The organism is Sinorhizobium sp. B11 (assembly GCA_039725955.1).
GTDB lineage: Bacteria > Pseudomonadota > Alphaproteobacteria > Rhizobiales > Rhizobiaceae > Rhizobium.
In genome coordinates this window covers 926857-947182 of the sequence record CP091034.1, presented here as the reverse complement: position 1 = coordinate 947182, position 20326 = coordinate 926857, and the positions used below count along the sequence as shown (strand labels likewise).

General features: G+C 60.8%; 18 protein-coding genes and 1 pseudogene. 11 read left to right on the top strand and 8 right to left on the bottom strand.

Annotated elements, in window-relative coordinates; translation table 11 throughout:
• Positions 1–43: 43 nt before the first annotated feature.
• The 3 genes from LVY75_14430 to LVY75_14420 form a co-directional block, all read right to left on the bottom strand.
• Complete coding sequence (locus LVY75_14430) at positions 44–1849, bottom strand: EAL domain-containing protein (GenBank protein XAZ24404.1); 1806 nt, start codon at positions 1847–1849, stop codon at positions 44–46.
• Between the two features lie 154 nt (positions 1850–2003).
• Entirely contained in the window at positions 2004–2246 is a 243-nt protein-coding gene (locus tag LVY75_14425) for an amino acid ABC transporter (GenBank protein XAZ24403.1), read from the bottom strand.
• Between the two features lie 212 nt (positions 2247–2458).
• On the bottom strand, positions 2459–3007 hold the full coding sequence (locus LVY75_14420) for an HdeD family acid-resistance protein (GenBank protein ID XAZ24402.1): 549 nt from the start codon (positions 3005–3007) through the stop codon (positions 2459–2461).
• Between the two features lie 140 nt (positions 3008–3147).
• Here LVY75_14420 and betI point away from each other — a divergent pair, with 140 nt between their 5' ends.
• The 5 genes and pseudogenes from betI to LVY75_14395 all read left to right on the top strand — a co-directional run bounded on the left by betI (position 3148) and on the right by LVY75_14395 (position 8613).
• A complete protein-coding gene (gene betI / locus LVY75_14415; protein XAZ24401.1) occupies positions 3148–3822 on the top strand; it encodes a transcriptional regulator BetI in 675 nt (224 codons plus the stop codon).
• Positions 3767–5229, top strand: a pseudogene (gene betB, locus LVY75_14410) (betaine-aldehyde dehydrogenase). Before betI ends, betB begins: the two are co-directional and overlap by 56 nt.
• Positions 5230–5280: 51 nt before the next feature.
• Entirely contained in the window at positions 5281–6933 is a 1653-nt protein-coding gene (gene betA, locus LVY75_14405) for a choline dehydrogenase (protein XAZ24400.1), read from the top strand.
• A 111-nt stretch (positions 6934–7044) separates the two neighbouring features.
• The gene (locus LVY75_14400) at positions 7045–7920 is read left to right on the top strand and encodes a sigma-70 family RNA polymerase sigma factor (protein XAZ25720.1); all 876 of its coding nucleotides are present in this window, start codon (positions 7045–7047) and stop codon (positions 7918–7920) included.
• Between the two features lie 87 nt (positions 7921–8007).
• Complete coding sequence (locus LVY75_14395; GenBank protein XAZ24399.1) at positions 8008–8613, top strand: flavodoxin family protein; 606 nt, start codon at positions 8008–8010, stop codon at positions 8611–8613.
• A gap of 5 nt (positions 8614–8618) precedes the next feature.
• Here the strand turns inward: LVY75_14395 and LVY75_14390 are convergent, their stop codons facing one another.
• The 3 genes from LVY75_14390 to LVY75_14380 all read right to left on the bottom strand — a co-directional run bounded on the left by LVY75_14390 (position 8619) and on the right by LVY75_14380 (position 10025).
• Entirely contained in the window at positions 8619–9089 is a 471-nt protein-coding gene (locus LVY75_14390; protein XAZ24398.1) for a DUF2214 domain-containing protein, read from the bottom strand.
• A gap of 9 nt (positions 9090–9098) precedes the next feature.
• Positions 9099–9485: a DUF6152 family protein gene (locus LVY75_14385; protein ID XAZ25719.1), complete on the bottom strand. Its 387-nt coding sequence runs from the start codon at positions 9483–9485 to the stop codon at positions 9099–9101.
• A 93-nt stretch (positions 9486–9578) separates the two neighbouring features.
• Positions 9579–10025 (bottom strand): Rrf2 family transcriptional regulator, encoded by a 447-nt coding sequence (locus LVY75_14380; GenBank protein XAZ24397.1) that lies wholly within the window; start codon positions 10023–10025, stop codon positions 9579–9581.
• A 419-nt stretch (positions 10026–10444) separates the two neighbouring features.
• Here LVY75_14380 and LVY75_14375 point away from each other — a divergent pair, with 419 nt between their 5' ends.
• Genes LVY75_14375 through cysN form a run of 3 tightly spaced genes read left to right on the top strand, consistent with a single transcriptional unit; the run spans position 10445 to position 13645 of the window.
• Positions 10445–11188, top strand: a complete 744-nt coding sequence (locus tag LVY75_14375) for a phosphoadenylyl-sulfate reductase (protein XAZ24396.1) — start codon at positions 10445–10447, stop codon at positions 11186–11188.
• A gap of 17 nt (positions 11189–11205) precedes the next feature.
• Positions 11206–12159: a sulfate adenylyltransferase subunit CysD gene (cysD, locus tag LVY75_14370; protein XAZ24395.1), complete on the top strand. Its 954-nt coding sequence runs from the start codon at positions 11206–11208 to the stop codon at positions 12157–12159.
• Between the two features lies 1 nt (position 12160).
• Positions 12161–13645 carry a sulfate adenylyltransferase subunit CysN gene (gene cysN / locus LVY75_14365; protein ID XAZ24394.1) on the top strand — a complete coding sequence of 495 codons (1485 nt, stop codon included), beginning with the start codon at positions 12161–12163 and terminating at the stop codon, positions 13643–13645.
• A 27-nt stretch (positions 13646–13672) separates the two neighbouring features.
• Here the strand turns inward: cysN and LVY75_14360 are convergent, their stop codons facing one another.
• Positions 13673–14725, bottom strand: a complete 1053-nt coding sequence (locus LVY75_14360; protein XAZ24393.1) for a LacI family transcriptional regulator — start codon at positions 14723–14725, stop codon at positions 13673–13675.
• A gap of 521 nt (positions 14726–15246) precedes the next feature.
• On the opposite strand from LVY75_14360, the gene LVY75_14355 reads away from it, so the two are divergent.
• The gene (locus LVY75_14355) at positions 15247–16752 is read left to right on the top strand and encodes a DegQ family serine endoprotease (GenBank protein XAZ24392.1); all 1506 of its coding nucleotides are present in this window, start codon (positions 15247–15249) and stop codon (positions 16750–16752) included.
• Between the two features lie 51 nt (positions 16753–16803).
• Here the strand turns inward: LVY75_14355 and LVY75_14350 are convergent, their stop codons facing one another.
• Entirely contained in the window at positions 16804–18210 is a 1407-nt protein-coding gene (locus LVY75_14350; protein XAZ24391.1) for a PLP-dependent aminotransferase family protein, read from the bottom strand.
• A gap of 97 nt (positions 18211–18307) precedes the next feature.
• Between LVY75_14350 and LVY75_14345 the strand changes: the two genes are divergently transcribed.
• Positions 18308–18985, top strand: a complete 678-nt coding sequence (locus tag LVY75_14345; protein ID XAZ24390.1) for a GNAT family N-acetyltransferase — start codon at positions 18308–18310, stop codon at positions 18983–18985.
• Between the two features lie 227 nt (positions 18986–19212).
• A complete protein-coding gene (gene yghU / locus LVY75_14340; protein XAZ24389.1) occupies positions 19213–20091 on the top strand; it encodes a glutathione-dependent disulfide-bond oxidoreductase in 879 nt (292 codons plus the stop codon).
• Positions 20092–20326 lie beyond the last annotated feature (235 nt).

Here is a 20326-nt window from a genome sequence, read left to right as displayed (position 1 = left end):
AATCAGGGTCCGTAGCTTGGGAAGGCCGGAAGTGGCAGAGGCGTCAATTCGCCTCGCCTAACGTATGGAATACGAGGCCTTCGTCGCTCTCCTTGGCGCTCGACTTCACCTGGGCGATCTCGGCGCTGACCCGATTGATATCGTCGATAACCAGACCCTCGGACAGTTCCAGTACGCCGATCGAGCAGCGCATCAGTGGGAACAAGGCTTCCGCACCGGCACGATCGTGCCCGCGGATGCGGCCGGCGGCGCGGTCCTTATCCGAATAGAGATCGAGCACGTCGTCATGGAAGTCGCTGATGAGACGATCGAGGATTTCCGTCAGTTCCTCCTTCGTCCAGCCGACGACGCCGATGAAGAAGTCATCGCCGCCGACATGGCCGAGGAAGTGGCGCTCGGCGAAGAAGTAGCGGCGCATCAGCGCGGCAAAGAGCGAGATCGCATGGTCGCCGAGGTGGAAGCCGTAGGCATCGTTGAAGGGCTTGAAGTTGTCGAAGTCGCAATAGCAGAAGTGGCGCACTTCATCGCCGTCGCGTCCGGAATGGCGCATGAAGTCGCGGATGGCGCGGTTGCCCGGCAGGCCGGTCAGCGGGTTCTGATCCTGCGCCGTCTTCAGTTGCTTCTCGTTGATGACCTTGATGAGCGAGGCGGCGGAAACGACACCGGCGTAGCGCATGTTGTCGGTGAGGATCAGGCAGTTGCTTCCTTCCATATTGGCGAAGATCGCCATCAGCTGATCGGCGTCGCTGTCGAGGCCGACGATCGGCGCGCGCTCGACGAAATGTGATATGGCGCGCTCGTAGACCTTGTTCTTCAGAAGATCGCGGCCGAAGGGCTGGTAGATATATTCCTTGAGGTGATGCTCGTGGATGATGCCGCGCGGCTCACCATTGGCATTCAGGACCGGGAAATAGGCCTGGCGGGGATTGCGGCGGAAGAGCTCGAAGACCGTATCGATGGCGTCGCTCTCGTAGACGGTCGGCAGCATTTCGATCTGCTTGCGGATGAGGATTTCGTCGAGCGACTGGCTGGTGCCCTTGTTCTTGCCGAGTTCCTGCAGATGCGGGAAGGCCGGCACCAGTTCCGAAAGATGCGTGGACGGGCGGGAGATGAACCAGCCCTGCACGAGATCGACGCCATAATCTCGGCAGACGATGAATTCGGCTTCCGTCTCGATACCCTCGGCGATCACGCGGGTGCCGAGGACATGAGCCATATTGACGATACTCTTCAGCAGGTGCCGCTTGCGCGGGCTGCGATCGATATCGGCGACGAAGTGGCGGTCGATCTTCAGGTAATCGACGGAATAGTCGCAGAGCAGTTTCATTTCGCCGTGACCGACACCGAAATCGTCGATCGCCAGTTTGAAACCAGCCTTGCGCAGGCGCGAGACGAGCTCGGCGAATTCGGGCACGCTGGTATTGTCGAAGCGCTCGGAGAATTCGAAGCAGACGGAGGATGGGGGGATATTGGCCGTTTTCAACTGCAGAAGCAGGCTCTCGAGAAGGCGATTGCCCAGCGGGATCAGGCGGACATCGAGATTGAGAAACAGCGTCGCGGTTGCGAAGTTCGACAGCGTGGCAAATTTGGCGAGCGCTCGGCTGGCCACCATTTGCTCGAGCTGCAGAAGCTGTCCGTTCTCATGGGCTTCGTCGAGGATTTCGATCGGCGTCTCGAAGCCGATACGCTCCTGCCCGCGCATGAGGGATTCATAACCGAAAACCGTGCCGGTACCGGCTTCGACAATCGGCTGAAACGCATTTTCAATGACGAGTTTGGCGAGGGTGACGATCTGATCGCTGGCGTAACGACGCACGACACCCGGTTTGACGCTGGCAGCCAAAGACATGCCAATCTCCACTGTGACCTTTTCTTTTTCGGCCGGACAATGGAGCAGAAGGGTCAACGAACCCTTTCGTCAGTGTGAAACTTTCATGACCGCGCAAACGCTTATGCACGCAGCGCGCTTATTAGATTTTTTGATCTTACAATCAACGGCTTGGCTAGGCCGAACGGCGATGCTCGGCTTCGTGATCGGCGAACATATCGGCGACGCATCTGCCGCTGCCGGGTGCGCTTTCGTCAGCAAGGACTTCGCTGCTGTATTCGCCCAGTTTGCGGGCGGCATCCCACAGTCGCAGTGCCTCGCGCACGACTTCGCTGCTCGATGCATATCCACCTTGATCAACAGCATCGCGGATGCCGGCTGCCTGGAGCGGTGAGATGGAAACGGTGACCATCGGCATGGAATTCTCCTCCCATTCTATTTCGGCAGAGACTGCCTCGGGGGTCCATTTTCGGCTTCTCAAGGCGACAAGCGCCAATGCCGAAGTGCCTGAGCACAGGAGGCGGCTCTTCTGCGAAGCCGATCTCCAGCGGAGAACATTAGTCCCCCGTCATGACCTTGTCAAAAAAGAAACGGCCGGATCGAACCATCATCCCGCCTCTCTCCAAAGTCTCAAGAGCGGATACGTAGGCCGAAGGCGAGCATTGTCCAGCCCTGAACGATGAGATCGATTGCCAGGAAGAGGCCAAGGATCCAGAGGCTGTTGACAGGCCAGCCAAGCGCGATCACGAAGCCTGCGAGAGCAGTGATGAGGCCGCTCGCAACAATCCAGGCCCAGCCCTTGAGGGGCCGCATGCGGATGCCGACGAAGAGCCGGAAGACACCGGCAATGAGCAGCGCGATGGCCAGAAACAGGGTCAAGGCGGCAGATGTGAGGATGGGATTGATGAAAGCACAGATGCCGGCGAGCACATAGAGCACGCCGCTCAACGCCCAGAAGAGCACATGATCCCAACCACGCACCTGGAAGGCATGGACGAGATAGATGACACCGCCTGCCAGCATCAGCATGCCGACATAAAAGACCGAAGCGACGGTCGCCATCAGCAGGTTGCTGACAGCGATGAGACCGCAAATGAGAAGCAGCACGCCGAGACCGGCGAACCAGGCCCATTTCGACCGCAGCGGGGATGCGGACATTCCGTCATAAATATTGGCCATTTGCGCACCTCCTGATTGCCGGAGATATGCTGCAACAATTTTGCACGGAAAGAGATGAGCGAGATCAATCTGGCGAAAGATTTTTATTGATTGATCAGTCAATCAAAAATACGTTGCTTATATTCTGGGGAGAAATTGGCTTGCCGAAGGTTGGAATGGAACCGGTGCGCCGCAAGGCGCTTGTGGATGCGGCACTGCGGGTGATCGGCGATCACGGCTCGCTGACCGTCACCATGTCTGATATCGCCCGGCGGGCAGGCGTCTCGCCGGCGCTTGCACATCATTATTTCGGCAGCAAGGAGCAATTGCTGATCGAGACGGTTCGCTTCCTTCTACGCCAGTTGCGCAACGATGCGGTGACGGCGCTGAGAGAAGCAGCGACACCGCGCGAAAAGGTCTCAGCCATTATCCGCGTCAGCTTCCAGGCAGACCAGTTTGCGCCGCAGACGATCGCCGCCTGGCTTGCTTTCTATGCCGAGGCCCAGCGATCCGAGGAGACACGGCGTTTCCTCGTCATCTATGCCCGGCGCCTGCGCTCCAACCTGCTGGCACCGCTGAGGTCGCTCTGCGCTGCCGATGCCGCAGAACGCATCGCCGAAGGCGCGGCCGCGATGATCGACGGGCTCTATATTCGGCAAAGTCTGAAATCGGCGCCGATCGGCATTACAGCCTCGATCGCCCTGACTGAGGATTATGTCACGACACAACTCGCCCGTATCGGGGGCATGAACCAAGCAACATCAAGCAGGGACCAGCGACATGAAAGCCCAGCCGAAAGCATCGCACTTCATCGACGGGGAATATGTCGAGGATGAAGGCGGCACCGTCATCGAAAGCATCTATCCGGCAACCGGCGAAGTGATCGCCCGGCTCCATGCCGCAACACCCGCCATCGTCGAAAAGGCGGTTGCGGTCGCCAAGCGCGCGCAGCCGGAATGGGCGGCGCTGAGCCCGATGGCGCGTGGGCGCATCCTGAAGCGCGCGGCCGAGATCATGCGCGAGCGCAACCGCGAACTTTCGGAATTGGAAACGCTCGATACCGGCAAGCCGATACAGGAAACGATCGTTGCCGACCCGACCTCGGGCGCCGATGCCTTCGAATTCTTCGGCGGCGTGGCACCCGCCGGCCTGAATGGCTCGCATATCCCGCTCGGCCAGGATTTTGCCTATACGAAACGCGTGCCGCTCGGCGTCTGCGTCGGCATCGGCGCCTGGAACTATCCGCAGCAGATCGCCTGCTGGAAAGGCGCGCCGGCGCTGGTCGCCGGCAATGCCATGGTCTTCAAGCCATCGGAAACCACGCCGCTCGGTGCGCTCAAGATCGCCGAGATCCTGCATGAGGCCGGCCTTCCGAAGGGCCTTTACAACGTCATCCAGGGCGACAGGGACACCGGACCGCTGCTCGTCAACCACCCTGATGTCGCCAAGGTGTCGCTGACTGGCTCGGTACCAACAGGGCGCAAGGTGGCTGCTGCGGCTGCGGGCCAGCTCAAGCATGTGACGATGGAACTCGGCGGCAAGTCGCCGCTGATCGTCTTCGAGGACGCCGATCTCGACAGCGCCGTCGGCGGAGCGATGCTCGGCAATTTCTATTCGACGGGCCAGGTCTGCTCCAACGGCACGCGCGTCTTCGTGCAGAAGAAGATCAAGGGCGAATTCCTGAAGCGATTGAAGACGCGTACCGAGGCGATCCTCATCGGCGACCCATGGACGAAGCCAGCCAGCTCGGCCCGATGGTGTCCTGGGCGCAGCGCGAAAAGGTGTTGTCTTATATCGAAAAGGGCAAGGCGGAGGGTGCGACACTGGTGACCGGCGGTGGCATTCCCAATCACGTGACCGGCGAAGGCTACTATGTGCAGCCAACCGTCTTTGCCGATGTGACCGATGGCATGACGATTGCCCGCGAAGAAATCTTCGGCCCAGTCATGTGCGTTCTCGATTTCGACGACGAGGCGGAGGTGATCAAGCGCGCCAACACGACGGAATTCGGCCTTTCCGGCGGCGTCTTCACTGCCGATCTGACCCGCGCGCACCGCGTCGTCGATCAGCTGGAAGCCGGCACGCTCTGGATCAACACATACAATCTTTGCCCGGTGGAAATTCCGTTCGGGGGATCGAAGCAATCGGGCTTCGGGCGCGAGAATTCGCTGGCAGCACTCGAACACTATAGCGAGCTGAAGACGGTTTATGTCGGCATGGGGCCGGTCGCCTCACCCTACTGAGCCATCCAAAATCGACGCATCCGTTGCACACGACAATCCAAAGGGAACAGCATGCAACAGGCAGATTTCGTCATCGTCGGCTCCGGCTCGGCAGGCTCGGCGCTTGCCTACCGGCTTTCGGAAGACGGCAAGAACACGGTCATCGTCATCGAGGCTGGCGGCTCGGATTTCGGGCCGTTCATCCAGATGCCGGCGGCCCTTGCCTGGCCGATGAGCATGAAGCGCTATAATTGGGGTTATCTTTCCGAGCCCGAGCCGAACCTCAACAACCGGCGCATTACAGCCCCGCGCGGCAAGGTGATCGGCGGCTCCTCCTCCATCAACGGCATGGTCTATGTGCGCGGCCATGCGGAAGACTACAACCGATGGGAAGAGCTCGGCGCCAACGGCTGGGCCCATGCGGATGTGCTGCCCTATTTCAAGCGCATGGAGCATTCGCACGGCGGAGAAGAAGGCTGGCGCGGCACGGACGGGCCGCTGCATGTGCAGCGCGGCGTGCTGAAGAATCCACTGTTTCACGCCTTCATTGATGCCGGCAAACAGGCTGGTTTCGAGACGACCGAGGATTATAACGGCTCGAAGCAGGAAGGCTTCGGGCTGATGGAACAGACCATCCATCGCGGCCGGCGCTGGTCGGCGGCAAACGCCTATCTGAAGCCGGCGCTGAAGCGGCCGAACGTTGAACTCGTCAAGAGTTTTGCGCGCAGGATCATCATCGAGAACGGCCGCGCCACAGGCGTGGAAATCGAACGCGGCGGCGCAGTCGAGATCGTCAAGGCCAATCGCGAGGTGATCGTCTCGGCTTCCGCCTTCAACTCTCCGAAGCTGTTGATGCTGTCAGGCATCGGGCCAGGTGGCCATCTGCAGGACATGGGCATCGAGGTAAAGGTCAACCGGCCGGGCGTCGGCGCCAATCTGCAGGACCATATGGAATTCTATTTCCAGCAGATCTCGACGAAGCCGGTGTCGCTCTATTCTTGGCTGCCCTGGTTCTGGCAGGGTGTCGCCGGCGCGCAATGGCTGCTTTCCAAGGGCGGCCTCGGCGCTTCCAACCAGTTCGAAGCCTGCGCCTTCCTGCGTTCCGCACCGGGGCTGAAGCAGCCGGACATCCAGTATCATTTCCTGCCGGTCGCCATCAGCTATGACGGCAAGGCGGCTGCCAATACGCACGGCTTCCAGGTGCATGTCGGCTACAATCTCTCCAAGTCACGGGGCAACGTCACCCTGCGATCGGCCGATCCGAAGGCGGATCCGGTGCTGCGCTTCAATTATATGAGCCATGCCGAAGACTGGGAGAAATTCCGCCATTGCGTGCGCCTCACCCGCGAAATCTTCGGCCAGAAGGCCTTCGACCATTATCGCGGCCCGGAAATCCAGCCGGGCGAGAAGGTCCAGACGGATGATGAGATCGACGCCTTCCTGCGCGAACACCTTGAAAGCGCCTATCACCCCTGCGGCACCTGCCGGATGGGCGCGAAGAACGATCCGATGGCGGTGGTCGACCCCGACACGCGGGTTATCGGCGTCGATGGCCTGCGGGTCGCAGACAGCTCGATCTTCCCGCATGTCACCTATGGCAATCTGAATGGTCCATCGATCATGACGGGCGAGAAGGCCGCAGACCATATTCTCGGCAAACAGCTGATAGCCCGCTCCAATCAGGAACCGTGGATCAATCCACGTGCTGCGGCGAGCGACCGTTAAGGCTGCACAAAAAACTGGACAGCGTGTCACAAATCGCTGCCTCATCTCGTCCAGCCTTCTCGAATGGACAAGATGAAGGAAATGGCGACGGCAATGGCGAAGCTGGATCAGATGACAGCGGCAGAGGGAGATGCGAGTACCGCTTTCAATCCGCTGCGCCCGCGGCTGACGCGGGTTGCCTATCGCATGCTGGGATCAGTCGCAGAGGCGGAAGACATTGTGCAGGAGGCTTTCCTGCGGTGGCTCGATGCCGATCGCAGCGCTGTCCGCGAGCCGGCCGCCTTCCTGCATCGGGTCGTGACGCGGCTTTGCCTCGATCAGCTGAAATCGGCCCGGCGCCGGCGTGAGACCTATATCGGGCCGTGGCTGCCGGAGCCTGTCGTGGTCGCGGCCGAGGAGGAAGTCGACGACGTTACGCTGCCGCTGATGCTGGCGCTGGAACGGCTCTCGCCGCTCGAGCGCGCGGTCTTTGTGCTGCATGATGTCTTTGGGGTCGGTTTCGAAGAGATCGCAGCGACGATCGGGCGCAAAGCGGCGGCCTGCCGCCAGCTTGCCAGCCGGGCACGGGCCAATGTCCGGAGCGCGCGGCCGCGTTATGCCCTGCCGCCCGAGCACGGAATGCAGATCGCCTCTGCCTTCTTCACGGCATCGCGCAGCGGCAATATCCAGGAATTGCAGGCGCTGCTTGCCGAGGATGCAACCGTCTATACGGACGGTGGCGGCAAGGCAGTGGCGCCGCGGAAGCCGATCATCGGTCGCGACAAGGTGACAAGGCTTTTTGTCGCGCTGGCACCGATCTTCACCGCGCATATGTCGCAACTGCTGCATTACGGCTTGATCAACGGATTGCCGGGCTTTGTCAGCATCGAGGAAGACGGCTGGCTGCAGACTACAGCCCTTCAGATCGAGGGTGAGAGGATCACCGCGATCTATGTGACGCGCAATCCCGAGAAGCTCGCGCATCTGGAACAGAACGCCCTGCACTAGGCGCATCACGCTCACAATCTGCCGGTTTCACCATCCGCAGTCGACTGCGGAGCGGGCACCCGTTTTCACATCAGAGGAGATCGACCCATGACAGAGACACGTATCGCCATCGTCTATCACAGCGGCTACGGCCACACCGCGCGCCAGGCAGAAGCGGTAAAGTCGGGCATCGACCGGGTCGCCGCTGTCAACGGTCTGCTGCTGACAGTGGAGGAAGCGCCGAACCGTTGGGACGATCTCGCCGCAGCGGAGGCGATCATCTTCGGCGCGCCGACCTATGTCGCCGGACCTTCTGCCGCTTTCAAGGCCTTTCAGGAGGCAAGTTCGCGCGCGGTCATGGCGGCCGGTTATCGCTGGAAGGACAAGATCGCGGCCGGTTTCACCAATTCGGGTTCGCAGGCGGGCGACAAGCTCGCCACCCTGATGCAGATCGCGCTGTTTGCCGCCCAACACGGCATGCATTGGATCAATCTCGACTTGCCGCCAGCCAACAATTCCTCCTTCGGCTCCAAGGAGGAGCTCAACCGGCTGGGGTTCTGGCTCGGCGCAGCCGCGCAATCGAATGTCGACGAAGGCGCTGACATCGTGCCGCCCGAAGCGGACCTCGCGACCGCTCGCCATCTCGGCCAGCGGGTCGCCGAAGCAACGTTGCAATTCGTGCGTGGACGCGGCCCGGCAACATCAGACGGGTGATTGGCTCAGAGAAAACCGATCCACCGTCCGGCTACGACGGCCGCGATCCATATGATCGCCGAGAGAGTTGCGGAGAACCGCACAACGGGGCGGATAATGCCGATCGTGACTGCGGTTCGCCAAGCCCGCCCGGCATGCACTGCCAGCACATTCAGAATGCCGAAAGCGATCAGCCCCAGCTTGGCAAGAAAGGCAGGATTGGCGGCATATTCGATCGGACGAACGCTAAAGAGACAGAAGCCGGTGAGCAGCGCCAGGGCGAGGCCGACGCCGGCCGAGCGGGACAGGAATAGCGCAACGACCTCCACAGGCACCTTGCCAAAGAAACCGGCGAGCCTGAGATCAAGCGGCAGGATGGCGCCGACCAGAAGGCCGATCGCCAAGATATGGGCGGCATTGACGAACATATAGAGCGTTGCGGAGCGGCGAAGCTCGACCGCAAGCGTGCTGGCAGCCAGCCATTCGAGAAGCTCCATGACGAGGCGTCAGTTCGTCTGGATGCGTTCCGGATAGATATCGTAGCGCTTTTCACCGACAGTGATGCGCACCGCCTTCATCCGCTTCTCGGTGCGGTCCTGTGAGCGGTTTCCGAGCGCTGTGACCTGATCGCCGGGCTTTGCGACACCTTCGACGAAGCCCGCGCGCTCCGTCTGGCGCGGATTGCCGAGTTCGACGCGCCAGACGCCGTCATCAACGGTTGCGACATCGAGCGTCGGGTGCGGCCCGCCCATGGAAATCTGCTGGATGGTGCCGCGAAGCTCGATCTGATCGGCTTCCGCCCACGACCAGCCGTGATGGGCCGCGGCACCGGTTGCGACTGTCGCCGACAGCAGGACCGTTGCCAGCGCTCTCTTTGTCGAAAGTGCAAACATCATTTTTCTCCCTACCCGAATGCACGGGCAGGTGGAGCATGTCAGGCAGATGGAAAGGTCACTCACCGAATCTTGAAGGCCGGTGAGAGGAGATCAGGCAAGTAGCCGGGTGACTTCGGCGCCGCGCTTGGTGCCGACGGCATCGGCGATCGTCGTGGAGAACAGCACCTTGCGGGTGGCATCCGCTACCTTGGCGAAGACGTGGCGAATTTGGCAGGTCTGCTCGCCTTCGCAATCATCGCACTTGCGGTAAGCGGTGATCGACAGACAGGGCAGCGGGGCGATCGGGCCGTCGATGATGCGCAGGATCTCGCCGAAGGTGATGCTGTGGGCTGGCTTCAACAGCAGGTACCCGCCCTGCTTGCCGCGGCGGCTGACGACGATACCGTGGTGTTTGAGGTCGAGCAGGATCTGTTCGAGAAACTTCTTCGGGATCTTTTGCTGCACAGCAATGTCGGAAATCATGACCGGTTCGTCGGCCGCAGCTTCCGCCAGAACCGTGAGCGCCCGCAGCGCATATTTTGCCTTTTGCGTAATCATCTCGGACCGTCGACACACACAGGGCGGTGTCGAATCCGACATCGCGAAAAAAGCTAATTGCCTCTATTGCACGGCCAGCATGAACGGAATTTGAACGCGCTGGAAAAAGCCTTGAGAGACAAGTATTTTGGCCCTGTTTTTTACCCTCGGCCAACAGCTTGTAATCTATTACAAAAGAGGGCAATTTTCATCATCCGTGCCATCAATTCAGATTTCCAATTGACAGGCGCCGTGTAACACTACTATTTCTATAGACATTAAGTTCGAGGTGCGATTTCTGCGCCTGCGGCTGCTTTTCTGCATTGCGGCAGGATGGGAGAGATATTTGCTCCGCTAAGCAGTCCTTTCGAAATCCCTTTTTCTGTCCGATCCATCTTTGAGCTGCGATACTCCGGCCAATATCAAGGACAGGATCCCCCATGACTGTTATCAATCCGATCGAAGAAGCCGAGGCTTTGGCTGACAAGCTTTCGGGTCTCGACCTTGCCGGCCGGCTTTCGTTCGTCGCCGGCCTTGGCGGGCGTGTGGTCTTCACCACCTCGCTCGGCATCGAGGACCAGGTCATATCGGCCGAGATCGGCACGCATCGCCTGCCGATCGACGTCGTTACCCTGCAGACAGGACGGCTTTTTCCCGAAACGCTTGCGCTGATCGACGAGACCGAGAGCCAGTACGACATCCACATAACCCGCTACGAACCGGAGCAGGCAGATATCGACGCCTATGCGGCGAAATACGGCATGAACGGTTTCTACGAGAGCGTCGAAGCCAGGCATGCCTGTTGTGGCGTGCGCAAGCTGAAGCCGCTTGCGCGGGCGCTGGCAGGCGCGACGATCTGGATCACCGGCCTGCGCCGCGGTCAGTCGGCCAACCGCGCCGAGACGCCGTTTGCCGAGTATGACGCCGAGCGTCATCTGCTGAAGGTCAACCCGCTCGCCGACTGGGACATCGAGAAGATCAAGTCCTTCGTCGCCGATAACAGCGTGCCGGTAAACCCCCTGCATGCCCGCGGCTACCCCTCGATCGGCTGCGAGCCCTGCACCCGCGCCATCAAGCCCGGCGAGCCCGAACGTGCCGGCCGCTGGTGGTGGGAGCAGGACGAAAAGCGCGAATGCGGTCTGCATGTCGCCGAAGAGGCCGCCGCGATCGCCGTGCAGCAATAAGAAGTCTGGAGTATTTTATGCCCGATACCCGTCAGGATACGGAACTCACCAATCCGCAGAGCGCCAAGCCGCCACTCGACCCGCATCTGAAGGCGCTGGAAAACGAAGCGATCCACATCTTCCGCGAAGTCGCCGCCGAATTCGAGCGTCCGGTGATGCTCTATTCGATCGGCAAGGATTCCTCCGTGCTGCTGCATCTGGCACGCAAGGCCTTCTATCCCGGCCGCGTGCCCTTCCCGCTGCTGCATGTAAATACCGGCTGGAAGTTCGCGGAAATGATTACCTTTCGCGACGAGATTGTGAAGAAATACGATCTCGACCTGATTGAACATATCAATCCGCGCGGCAAGGCTGAAAACATCACGCCATTTACCTACGGCTCTGCCCGCTACACCGACATCATGAAGACGGAAGCGCTGCGGAATGCGCTTGATGCCGGCCAGTTCGACGCGGCCTTCGGCGGCGCGCGGCGCGACGAGGAAGCGTCCCGGGCCAAGGAACGCATCTATTCCTTCCGCACGCCCGACCACCGCTGGGATCCGCGCAACCAACGCCCGGAGCTCTGGAACGTCTATAACGGCCAGATCCGCAAGGGAGAGAGCGTTCGCGTCTTCCCGCTGTCGAACTGGACCGAAGTCGATATCTGGCGTTATATCCAGGCCGAGGAAATCCCGATCGTACCGCTCTATTTTGCCGCCAAGCGCCCTTATGTCGAGCGCGACGGCATGATGATTGCGGCATCCGATCCGCGCCTGGAACTGCTGCCCGGCGAAACGAAGCAGGAAGATTTCATCCGTTTCCGCACGCTCGGCTGCTTCCCGCTGACCGGCGCGATCCGCTCGACGGCCACCACCCTTGAAGACATTATCGCGGAGCTGGAGATCGCCACGGTTTCCGAGCGCCAGGGCCGCGCCATCGACCGCGACCAGTCCGGCTCCATGGAAAAGAAGAAGCGTGAAGGATATTTCTGAGATGAGTGCAGCAATTCCCGCAAACGTCGTCGCCGTGCCCGCCGCCGAGCCTCTGAAGGCCGTGCGCGACTCGCGCCCGTTGCGCCTCATCACCTGCGGCAGCGTCGATGACGGCAAGTCTACCCTGATCGGCCGCCTGCTCTGGGACACCAAGGCCGTCAAGGAAGACCAGGCAGCAGCGCTTCGCCGCGATTCCACCGGCAAGCAGAACGATCTCGGCCTGCCCGATTTCGCGCTCCTGCTCGACGGGCTGCAGGCCGAGCGCGAACAGGGCATCACCATCGATGTCGCCTATCGCTATTTCTCGACCGACAAGCGCTCCTTCATCGTCGCCGACACACCCGGCCACGAGCAGTATACCCGCAACATGGCGACCGGTGCCTCCACCGCCGATCTTGCCGTGCTGCTGGTCGATGCCCGCGCCGGCATTCTCGAGCAGACGCGCCGCCATGCGACGATCGCCTCCTTGCTCGGCATCAAGCAGTTCGTACTCGCCGTCAACAAGATCGACCTGACGAACTATGACCGTGCCGGCTTCGACAAGATCACCCACGAGTTCAAGGAATTTGCGCTGTCGCTTGGCGTCAAGCAGATCACCGCGATCCCGATGTCGGCATTGAAGGGCGAAAACGTCGTCTATTCCGGCCAGGCAGCCATGCCTTGGTATAGCGGCCCGACGCTGGTCGAGACGCTGGAACACGCAACCGTGCGCTCCGGCCAGTCGACCGGCTTCCGCCTCTCGGTGCAGCGCGTCTCGCGTCCCGGCGAAAGCTTTCGCGGCTATCAAGGCACGGTTGCCGGCGGCTCGGTGAAGCCTGGTGACAGCGTCATGATCCTGCCGTCGGGCATGGTCGCCAATGTCACCAAGATCGTCACCTTCGATCTGGTCCGCAATGCAGCCGTTGCCGGTGACGCGATCACGCTCGTTCTCGACCGTCAGGTGGATGTGGCACGCGGCGACATGATCGTCTCGATCGACAGCCAGCCGCAGACCGGGCTTTCCTTCGACGCGCAGGTCGTTGCCCTGCAGCCGGAAGGCATTGAAGCGGGCAAGCGCTACTGGCTGAAGAGCGGCTCGCGCCGCCAGCGTGTGCAGGTCGAACCCGTCAGCCAGCTGGAACTGAAGAGCGGCACCTGGAACTCGGCTCAGCGGCTCTACATGAACGCCATCGGCAAGGTGCGCCTGGTTTTCGACGAAGCCGCGATCTTCGATCCCTATGAACAGAACCGGGCCACCGGCTCCTTCATCCTGATCGACCCGGAGACCAACAACACGATCGCCGGCGGCATGGTGACCGGTAAGCGCGCCGACGTCAGTGGCCTTCATGGCAATGATGCCCGCGTGATCCTGTCGCTTCCGGCCGACCTTGCCGAGCAGATCATGGCAAGCGAGTTGTTCGCCAAGCGCAGCCACGAAGCGGAGGTGCGCCGCATGACGGCATCGGAAGCGGCCGAACTCTGGTCGAGCGCGGCAAGCGATATCTAAGAAAAAAGGGGCCGACCGGCCCCTTTTTTATTGCTTCGGCATCGAGCGTGTCGACCCGCGCTCGATGATCGAGAAGCCGAGATCGACCCTCTGCTCTTCCGGCGGCTCCTCGCGGATGGCGCGCAGCAGCATATCGGCGGCGCGGCGGCCGAGGTCATGACGCGGAACATGCACCGTCGTCAGGGATGGCGAGGTAAACTGCGCGAATTCCAGATCGTTGAATCCGCAGATACCGAAATCATCGGGCACCTTGATGCCGCGTTCATTGCACTCGATCAGAGCTCCAAGGGCGAGATCATCATTTTGCGCGAGGATCGCATCGAGATCGGGCATCCGCTCCAGCAACTCGGTGAACAGTCGCCGCCCGAGACCGATGCTCGTGGAACCGTCGACGCCGTGCATCAGCGATGGACTGCCGAGGCCGACCTGGCGCATGGCCTCCTCATGTCCCGCACGACTGCGGCGCGAGCGGATGTCGCTTATCCCGCCGATGAAACCAATCCGCTTGTATCCTTTCGACAGGAGGAAACGGGTGGCGGCTGTCGCGGCCACATGATGCGACATGCCGACAAGCAGCGTTTCCGGCGGCTGGCTGAGATCGGCAACATGGGCGACCGGAAAGGCGGCTGCATCCATCAGCATCGCAAGGCCATCATAATATTCCGCGTTCACGAGGATGATCCCGGCCGGCTTCTGCGCCAGGAAGGATTTGAACTGGCTGATTTCCTGATCCGCGTCGTTGAGGGTGTTGGCATATTGCACGCGCAGATCCGTAGCGCGCAACCGCTCCTCGATGCCCATCATCACACCGGTAAAGCAGGGGTGGTGAAGCGAGGGCGTTATGACGCCGACGATGCCGCTGTGACGGCCGGCAAGCGCGCGAGCGGCGAGATTGGGGATGTAACCCATTTCGTCGACAGTGCGCAGGATGACCTCGCGCAGCTCTTCTGAGACGATTTCGGGGTTGCGAAGCGCGCGCGAGATGGTGATCGGACTGACCCCTACCCTCTTTGCGACGTCGCTCAGCTTCACATGGGAACCGCGCTTCTTTTCCCGCCCCGGCTTCACTGAATCCCTCATCGCTTCCCGCATGCCACCGCGAGCCCCGCCTCCCGTCGATTCGCAGCTTCCCTTTTCTGAAGAAAAATTAATTTAGAGTCTACTAACATTTTAAAGTCCATCTCAACCGAAACGCGAAAAAACATGAACAAATATCGCAAATGTTTCGGTTTAATACGTCGCTTGCAGGCTGATGGATCACGGAAAAGTGGAATATATTTCACTATTCTGGCGCCTCGCGAGGCAGGCAACACGAGCGCCGGGATAATTTCGGCAATGCTTGGCCAGTCAAGATTAAATTATAGTAATGTGTTACGATACCGTAATATAAACATGATCAATGTTTAATTTGTAAATCCCGCAGAACGGATCATATAGGTATCAAGCGCCAATTCTTACCGATCACAGTATTCGCCAAATCATACAGGCGAAATATAAGTAATAAGCGGTAAAAGCTGGTGGAAATACTCGTTGACGCCAAGGTCCATGGCATGGAACCAAGACGCCATTCAATGCCAACGCTCTCGCAAGGGACTTCCACTATGTCAAACATTCTTCGCAAGCACCGGGCCGCAGCACTTGTCGGAGCGGCCATCGTTCTCGGCGCGGCCTCCCTGCCGTTTGCCCTTTCCTCTTCCTCGACGGCGCTTGCCGCGCCGGCTGAGGCAGGGGGCGCTCTTACCTCCAGCGGCTCCTTTGCTGCCGTCGTCGATGCCGACAAGCCGGCCGTTGTAACCATCACCACCACGATGAAGGCCACCAATGCCAGTGCAGACGGTTCGCCGATGGACGAGCAGTTCCGGCAATTCTTCGAACAGCAGGGTATTCCGCTGCCGCATCAGGCACCGCAGCAGCAACAGCCGCAGCAGCATGCCATGGCGCTCGGCTCCGGTTTCGTCATCAGCCCCGACGGCGTGATCGTTACCAACAACCACGTCATCGACAACGCCATCGACATCAAGGTCACGCTCGACGACGGTACCGAACTGCCGGCCAAGCTGCTCGGCGCCGATCCCAAGTCCGACCTCGCCGTTCTGAAGGTCCAGGCTCCGCATCCGCTTGCCACCGTCGCCTGGGGCGATTCCGACAAGCTGAAGCTCGGCGACCAGATCCTGGCCATCGGCAATCCGTTCGGCATCGGCACCACGGTAACGGCGGGCATCGTCTCGGCCCGTGGCCGCGACCTGCACAGCGGCCCGTACGATGATTTCATCCAGATCGATGCGCCGATCAACCATGGCAATTCCGGTGGTCCGCTGGTCGATCGTGATGGCAATGTCGTCGGCATCAATACCGCCATCTACTCGCCAAACGGCGGCAGCGTCGGCGTCGGCTTCGCCATTCCTTCCTCCGAAGCAAAGGTGATCGTTGCCAAGCTGCAGAAGGACGGTTCGATCGATCACGGCTATCTCGGCGTGCAAATCCAGCCGGTCACCCAGGATGTCGCCGATGCTGTCGGTCTCTCCAAGGCTGAAGGCGCGCTGGTTGCCGCCGTCACCAACGGGACGCCTGCCGCCCATGCCGGGATCAAGACGGGTGACATCGTAACCGCCGTTGGCAGCGAAAATGTCAAGACGCCGAAGGACCTGTCGCGCCTCGTTGCCGACCTGTCGCCGGGTGCGAAGGAAACGCTGGCCGTCTGGCGTGACGGCAAGACGGTCGATCTCAACGTGACCGTCGGCGGCAATGAAGACACGCAGAAGCAGGCCGCCGTCGAAAGCAGCGATGATCAGGGCCAGGCTGCCGGTCAGCCGAGCCTCGGCATCGGCCTTGCCGACCTGACGCCTGATATCCGCCAGCAGCTCAACCTGCCCCACAGCGTTGCCGGCGCCGTCGTTGCCAATGTCAACCCGGACAAGTCAGCCGCTGCTGCCGGCATCCAGCCCGGTGACGTGATCGTCTCTGTCAACGACAAGCCGGTGCACGATGCCCGTGACGTCAAGACCGCCGTTGCCGATGCCGGCAAGTCCGGCCGCAAGTCGGTGTTGCTCCTGATCGAACGCGGCGGCAACAAGACCTTCGTGGCCGTGCCCTTCGCCGCCGCTTGAAGGGCACCCACGTGAGCACTGCGCCCGGACCCGCTCCGGGCGCATGTGTTCTCAGCTCAGAATCCGATCGAGATCGGCTGCCAGTCTTTGAACGGCAGCCGTTTCCGCTTGCGAGATGCCGAAAAGGATGCCGGGATCGGCTTTGCCGATGAAGAAGCCTGACATCGGCATCAGTCCATAGCCTAACGCATTGGCCTTGGCGACGAACGCCCGGTCGTCCACCGTCTGATCGCAAAACCAGGCTCCAAGCTGCAGTCCGCCATTGCCACCCGAAAGGGCCAGCCTGCCCGCGAAACGGCTCTCCAGCATGTCGGTCATCAAGGCCATGCGTTCGGCATATTGCTGGTTCATGCGCCTCAGATAGGCACGCAGCCGGCCTTCATTGATAAAATCAGCAAGAGCCGCCTGAATATGAGTGGCGACGGCAACACCCCTGCGATGCAGCGCTTCCGACGCCTCCGGCACCAGCCAGCGCGGCACGACAGCGTAGGCGACGCGCAGGCCGGGCGCCAGCACCTTGGAGAAGGTGCCGATGTAAGCCACGACCTCCGCCCTGTCGATGCCCTGCAGGGCCGCGATCGGCCGTGAGCCATACTGAAAGTCGCTGTCATAATCATCCTCGACAACAAGGCTTTCGTGCCGGCGAGCAGCTTCCAGCAGTGCCAGCCGCCGCGGCAGGCTCAACGTCGCGCCGGTCGGATACTGGTGCGATGGCGTCACGTAGATCAGCGCCGGCTGCGGGCCTTCCACCCTGGAGACGTCGATGCCCTGCTCATCGCAGGGGACCGGCACGATGTCGGCACCCGCATCGTCGAGCAGCAGCCGGGCGGCGCTATAGCCCGGGTCTTCCATCCATGCGGTCTTGCGCCCGCTCCTTCTCAGCATTGCCCTTGCAAGCATGTCGATCGCCGCGCGCGTGGAGGGGACAATCATGACCTGCCCCGGCTCGGCGACCACGCCGCGCGTCGTCGAGATATGTTCGAGGATCGCTTCGCGCAGCTCGTGGATCCCCGTCGGGTTCTCATAGCCGAGATGATGGCTGCGCAGAGACCGGCTGGACGAAGCGAGGTGACGGCTCCAGGCACCATGCGGGAAATCCGATACATCGGACACACCGGGCCGGAACAGGCCGCGATAGGAGGGCCGGTCCGATCTCGCCTCCTCAAGAGGAGCGCGGTCGTCCCGCTGACGTTCCGGTCGCATGCGTTCGAGGGCGGCAACCCGTGTCGCAGCACCGGCGAAGGCCTCGATATAACCTTCGGATTTCAGCCGCTCATAAGCTTCCACCGCCGTAGACCGCGCGACCTCGAGCGAGGCCGCAAGAGCGCGGGTGGACGGCAATTTGTGTCCGGCCGGAAGCTGGCCGAGCAGGATTCGGTCGCGCAGGCTTCGATAAATCTGGCCGGACAGATCGCCGCCGCTTCGATCGAGGTTCAGCCATGCAGGTGCCGATGTCATCAGTCAACTGGTCTGCCAATAAGTTTAAAACTGGACTTTTACTCCAGTCCATTTGCAAGGCAAGAGCAGCAGGAGTTCAATACATCACTTCAATGGAATGACCGATATGACAAAGGAACTTACCGACTGGAAGGGTGTTGCGCGCCCCGACCGCGCGCCGATTGAAGGCCGCTACACCCGCCTGGAGCCACTGGATGCCGCAAAGCACGGCGCCGATCTGCTCCGCTCTGCGCAACAGCCGGGCGCTGAAGACCGCTTCCGCTATCTCTTCGAACAGGCACCGGCCGATATGGCAGCCTTCATGCCCTGGCTGGAAAAGTCCGTCGCGAGCGAAGACCCGCTGTTCTTTGCCGTGGTCGACACGGCGACGGGACGTGCCGAAGGCCGGCAGGGGCTAATGCGGATCGATACCGCCAATGGCGTGATCGAGATCGGCAACATTCTCTGGGGACCTGAGATCGCGCGCAAGCGGGTGGCGACCGAAGCGCTCTATCTTTGCGCCGCTTACGTCTTCGACACACTCGGCTACCGCCGTTTCGAGTGGAAGTGCAACAACCTCAACGAACCTTCGAAGCGCGCGGCACAACGCTTCGGCTTCGCCTTCGAAGGGATCTTCCGCCAGCACATGGTGCAAAAGGGGCGCAACCGCGACACCGCCTGGTTTGCGATGACGGACGGCGACTGGCCGAAGCTGAAGGCTGGATACGAGACATGGCTGGCACCCGAGAATTTCGACGCCGAGGGCCAGCAGAAGAGCAAGCTCAGCTTCCAATAGAGATCCAAAGCGTCTCACTGGACGTGTCACGCCTTGGTCTTCTGTTTCGCATGTGCTTATCGCAAAACGCTGCGCACGTTTGCGCGAGTACTGCCACCCACGGCGATTAAAAAGCCGCCGCCCTGATGACAATAACTTCATTGCTACCAATATGTTCAGGGGTCCCAGTTGAGGTTAAGGATTGGGCCGCTCATTCAAAGCACGAAGTTATTCCGTCAGGAGATCACATGACCAGCTCGTCCGACTATACGCCCCCCAAGATTTGGACCTGGGACAAGGAAAACGGCGGCCAATTCGCCAGCATCAACCGCCCGATTGCCGGGCCGACCCGAGAAAAGGAACTGCCGGTTGGCCGGCACCCTCTGCAGCTCTATTCGCTGGGAACGCCGAATGGCGTGAAAGTGACGATCATGCTGGAAGAGCTGCTGGCGCTCGGCCATAGCGGCGCGGAATACGATGCCTGGCTGATCAGGATCGGCGATGGCGACCAGTTCGGCAGCGGTTTCGTCGAGGTCAACCCGAACTCCAAGATCCCGGCGCTGATGGACCGCAGTGGCGAAAAGCCTGTTCGGATCTTCGAATCCGGCGCGATCCTCACTTATCTTGCGGAAAAATTCGACGCCTTCCTGCCGACCGATCCGGCCAAGCGCGCCGAATGTTTCTCTTGGCTGTTCTGGCAGGTAGGCAGCGCGCCCTATCTCGGCGGCGGCTTCGGCCATTTTTATGCCTATGCACCGACGAAGATCGAATATGCGATCAACCGGTTCGCCATGGAGACCAAGCGTCAGCTCGACGTGCTCGACCGGCGTCTCGCCGAGAGCAAATATATCGCCGGCGACGAGTTCACCATCGCCGACATGGCGATCTGGCCCTGGTATGGTGGTCTCGTGAAAGGCTGGATGTACGGTGATTCCGCCGAATTCCTGCAGGTGCAGGAGTACAAGCACATGAACCGTTGGGCCGACATGATCGGCGACCGCCCGGCCGTCAAGCGCGGCCGCATGGTCAACCGCGTCAGCGGCGACCCCTCGAGCCAGCTCCACGAGCGTCATGACGCCAGCGATTTCGAGACGAAGACGCAGGACAAGCTGCAGGCAGCCGGCTGACGGGATCACAAGGTTAGGCGCGCCGCTGCGAACGGCGTGCCTGCGCTCGGAGAAAAAACGGCGCGAGGCGGAAATCGCAAATTTTCCCACTAAAAATGATGGGTTTTTAGGCGAACTGTACCGAATCCGGCAAAAGTGCCCTCGCCTCATTCTTCCAGTCTTGCTGAAATGCCCAAGCTCTCCTGCCACCTTTCGGAGAGCTTTCCCCATCTACCCCGCCGAAAGCCACCGGCGG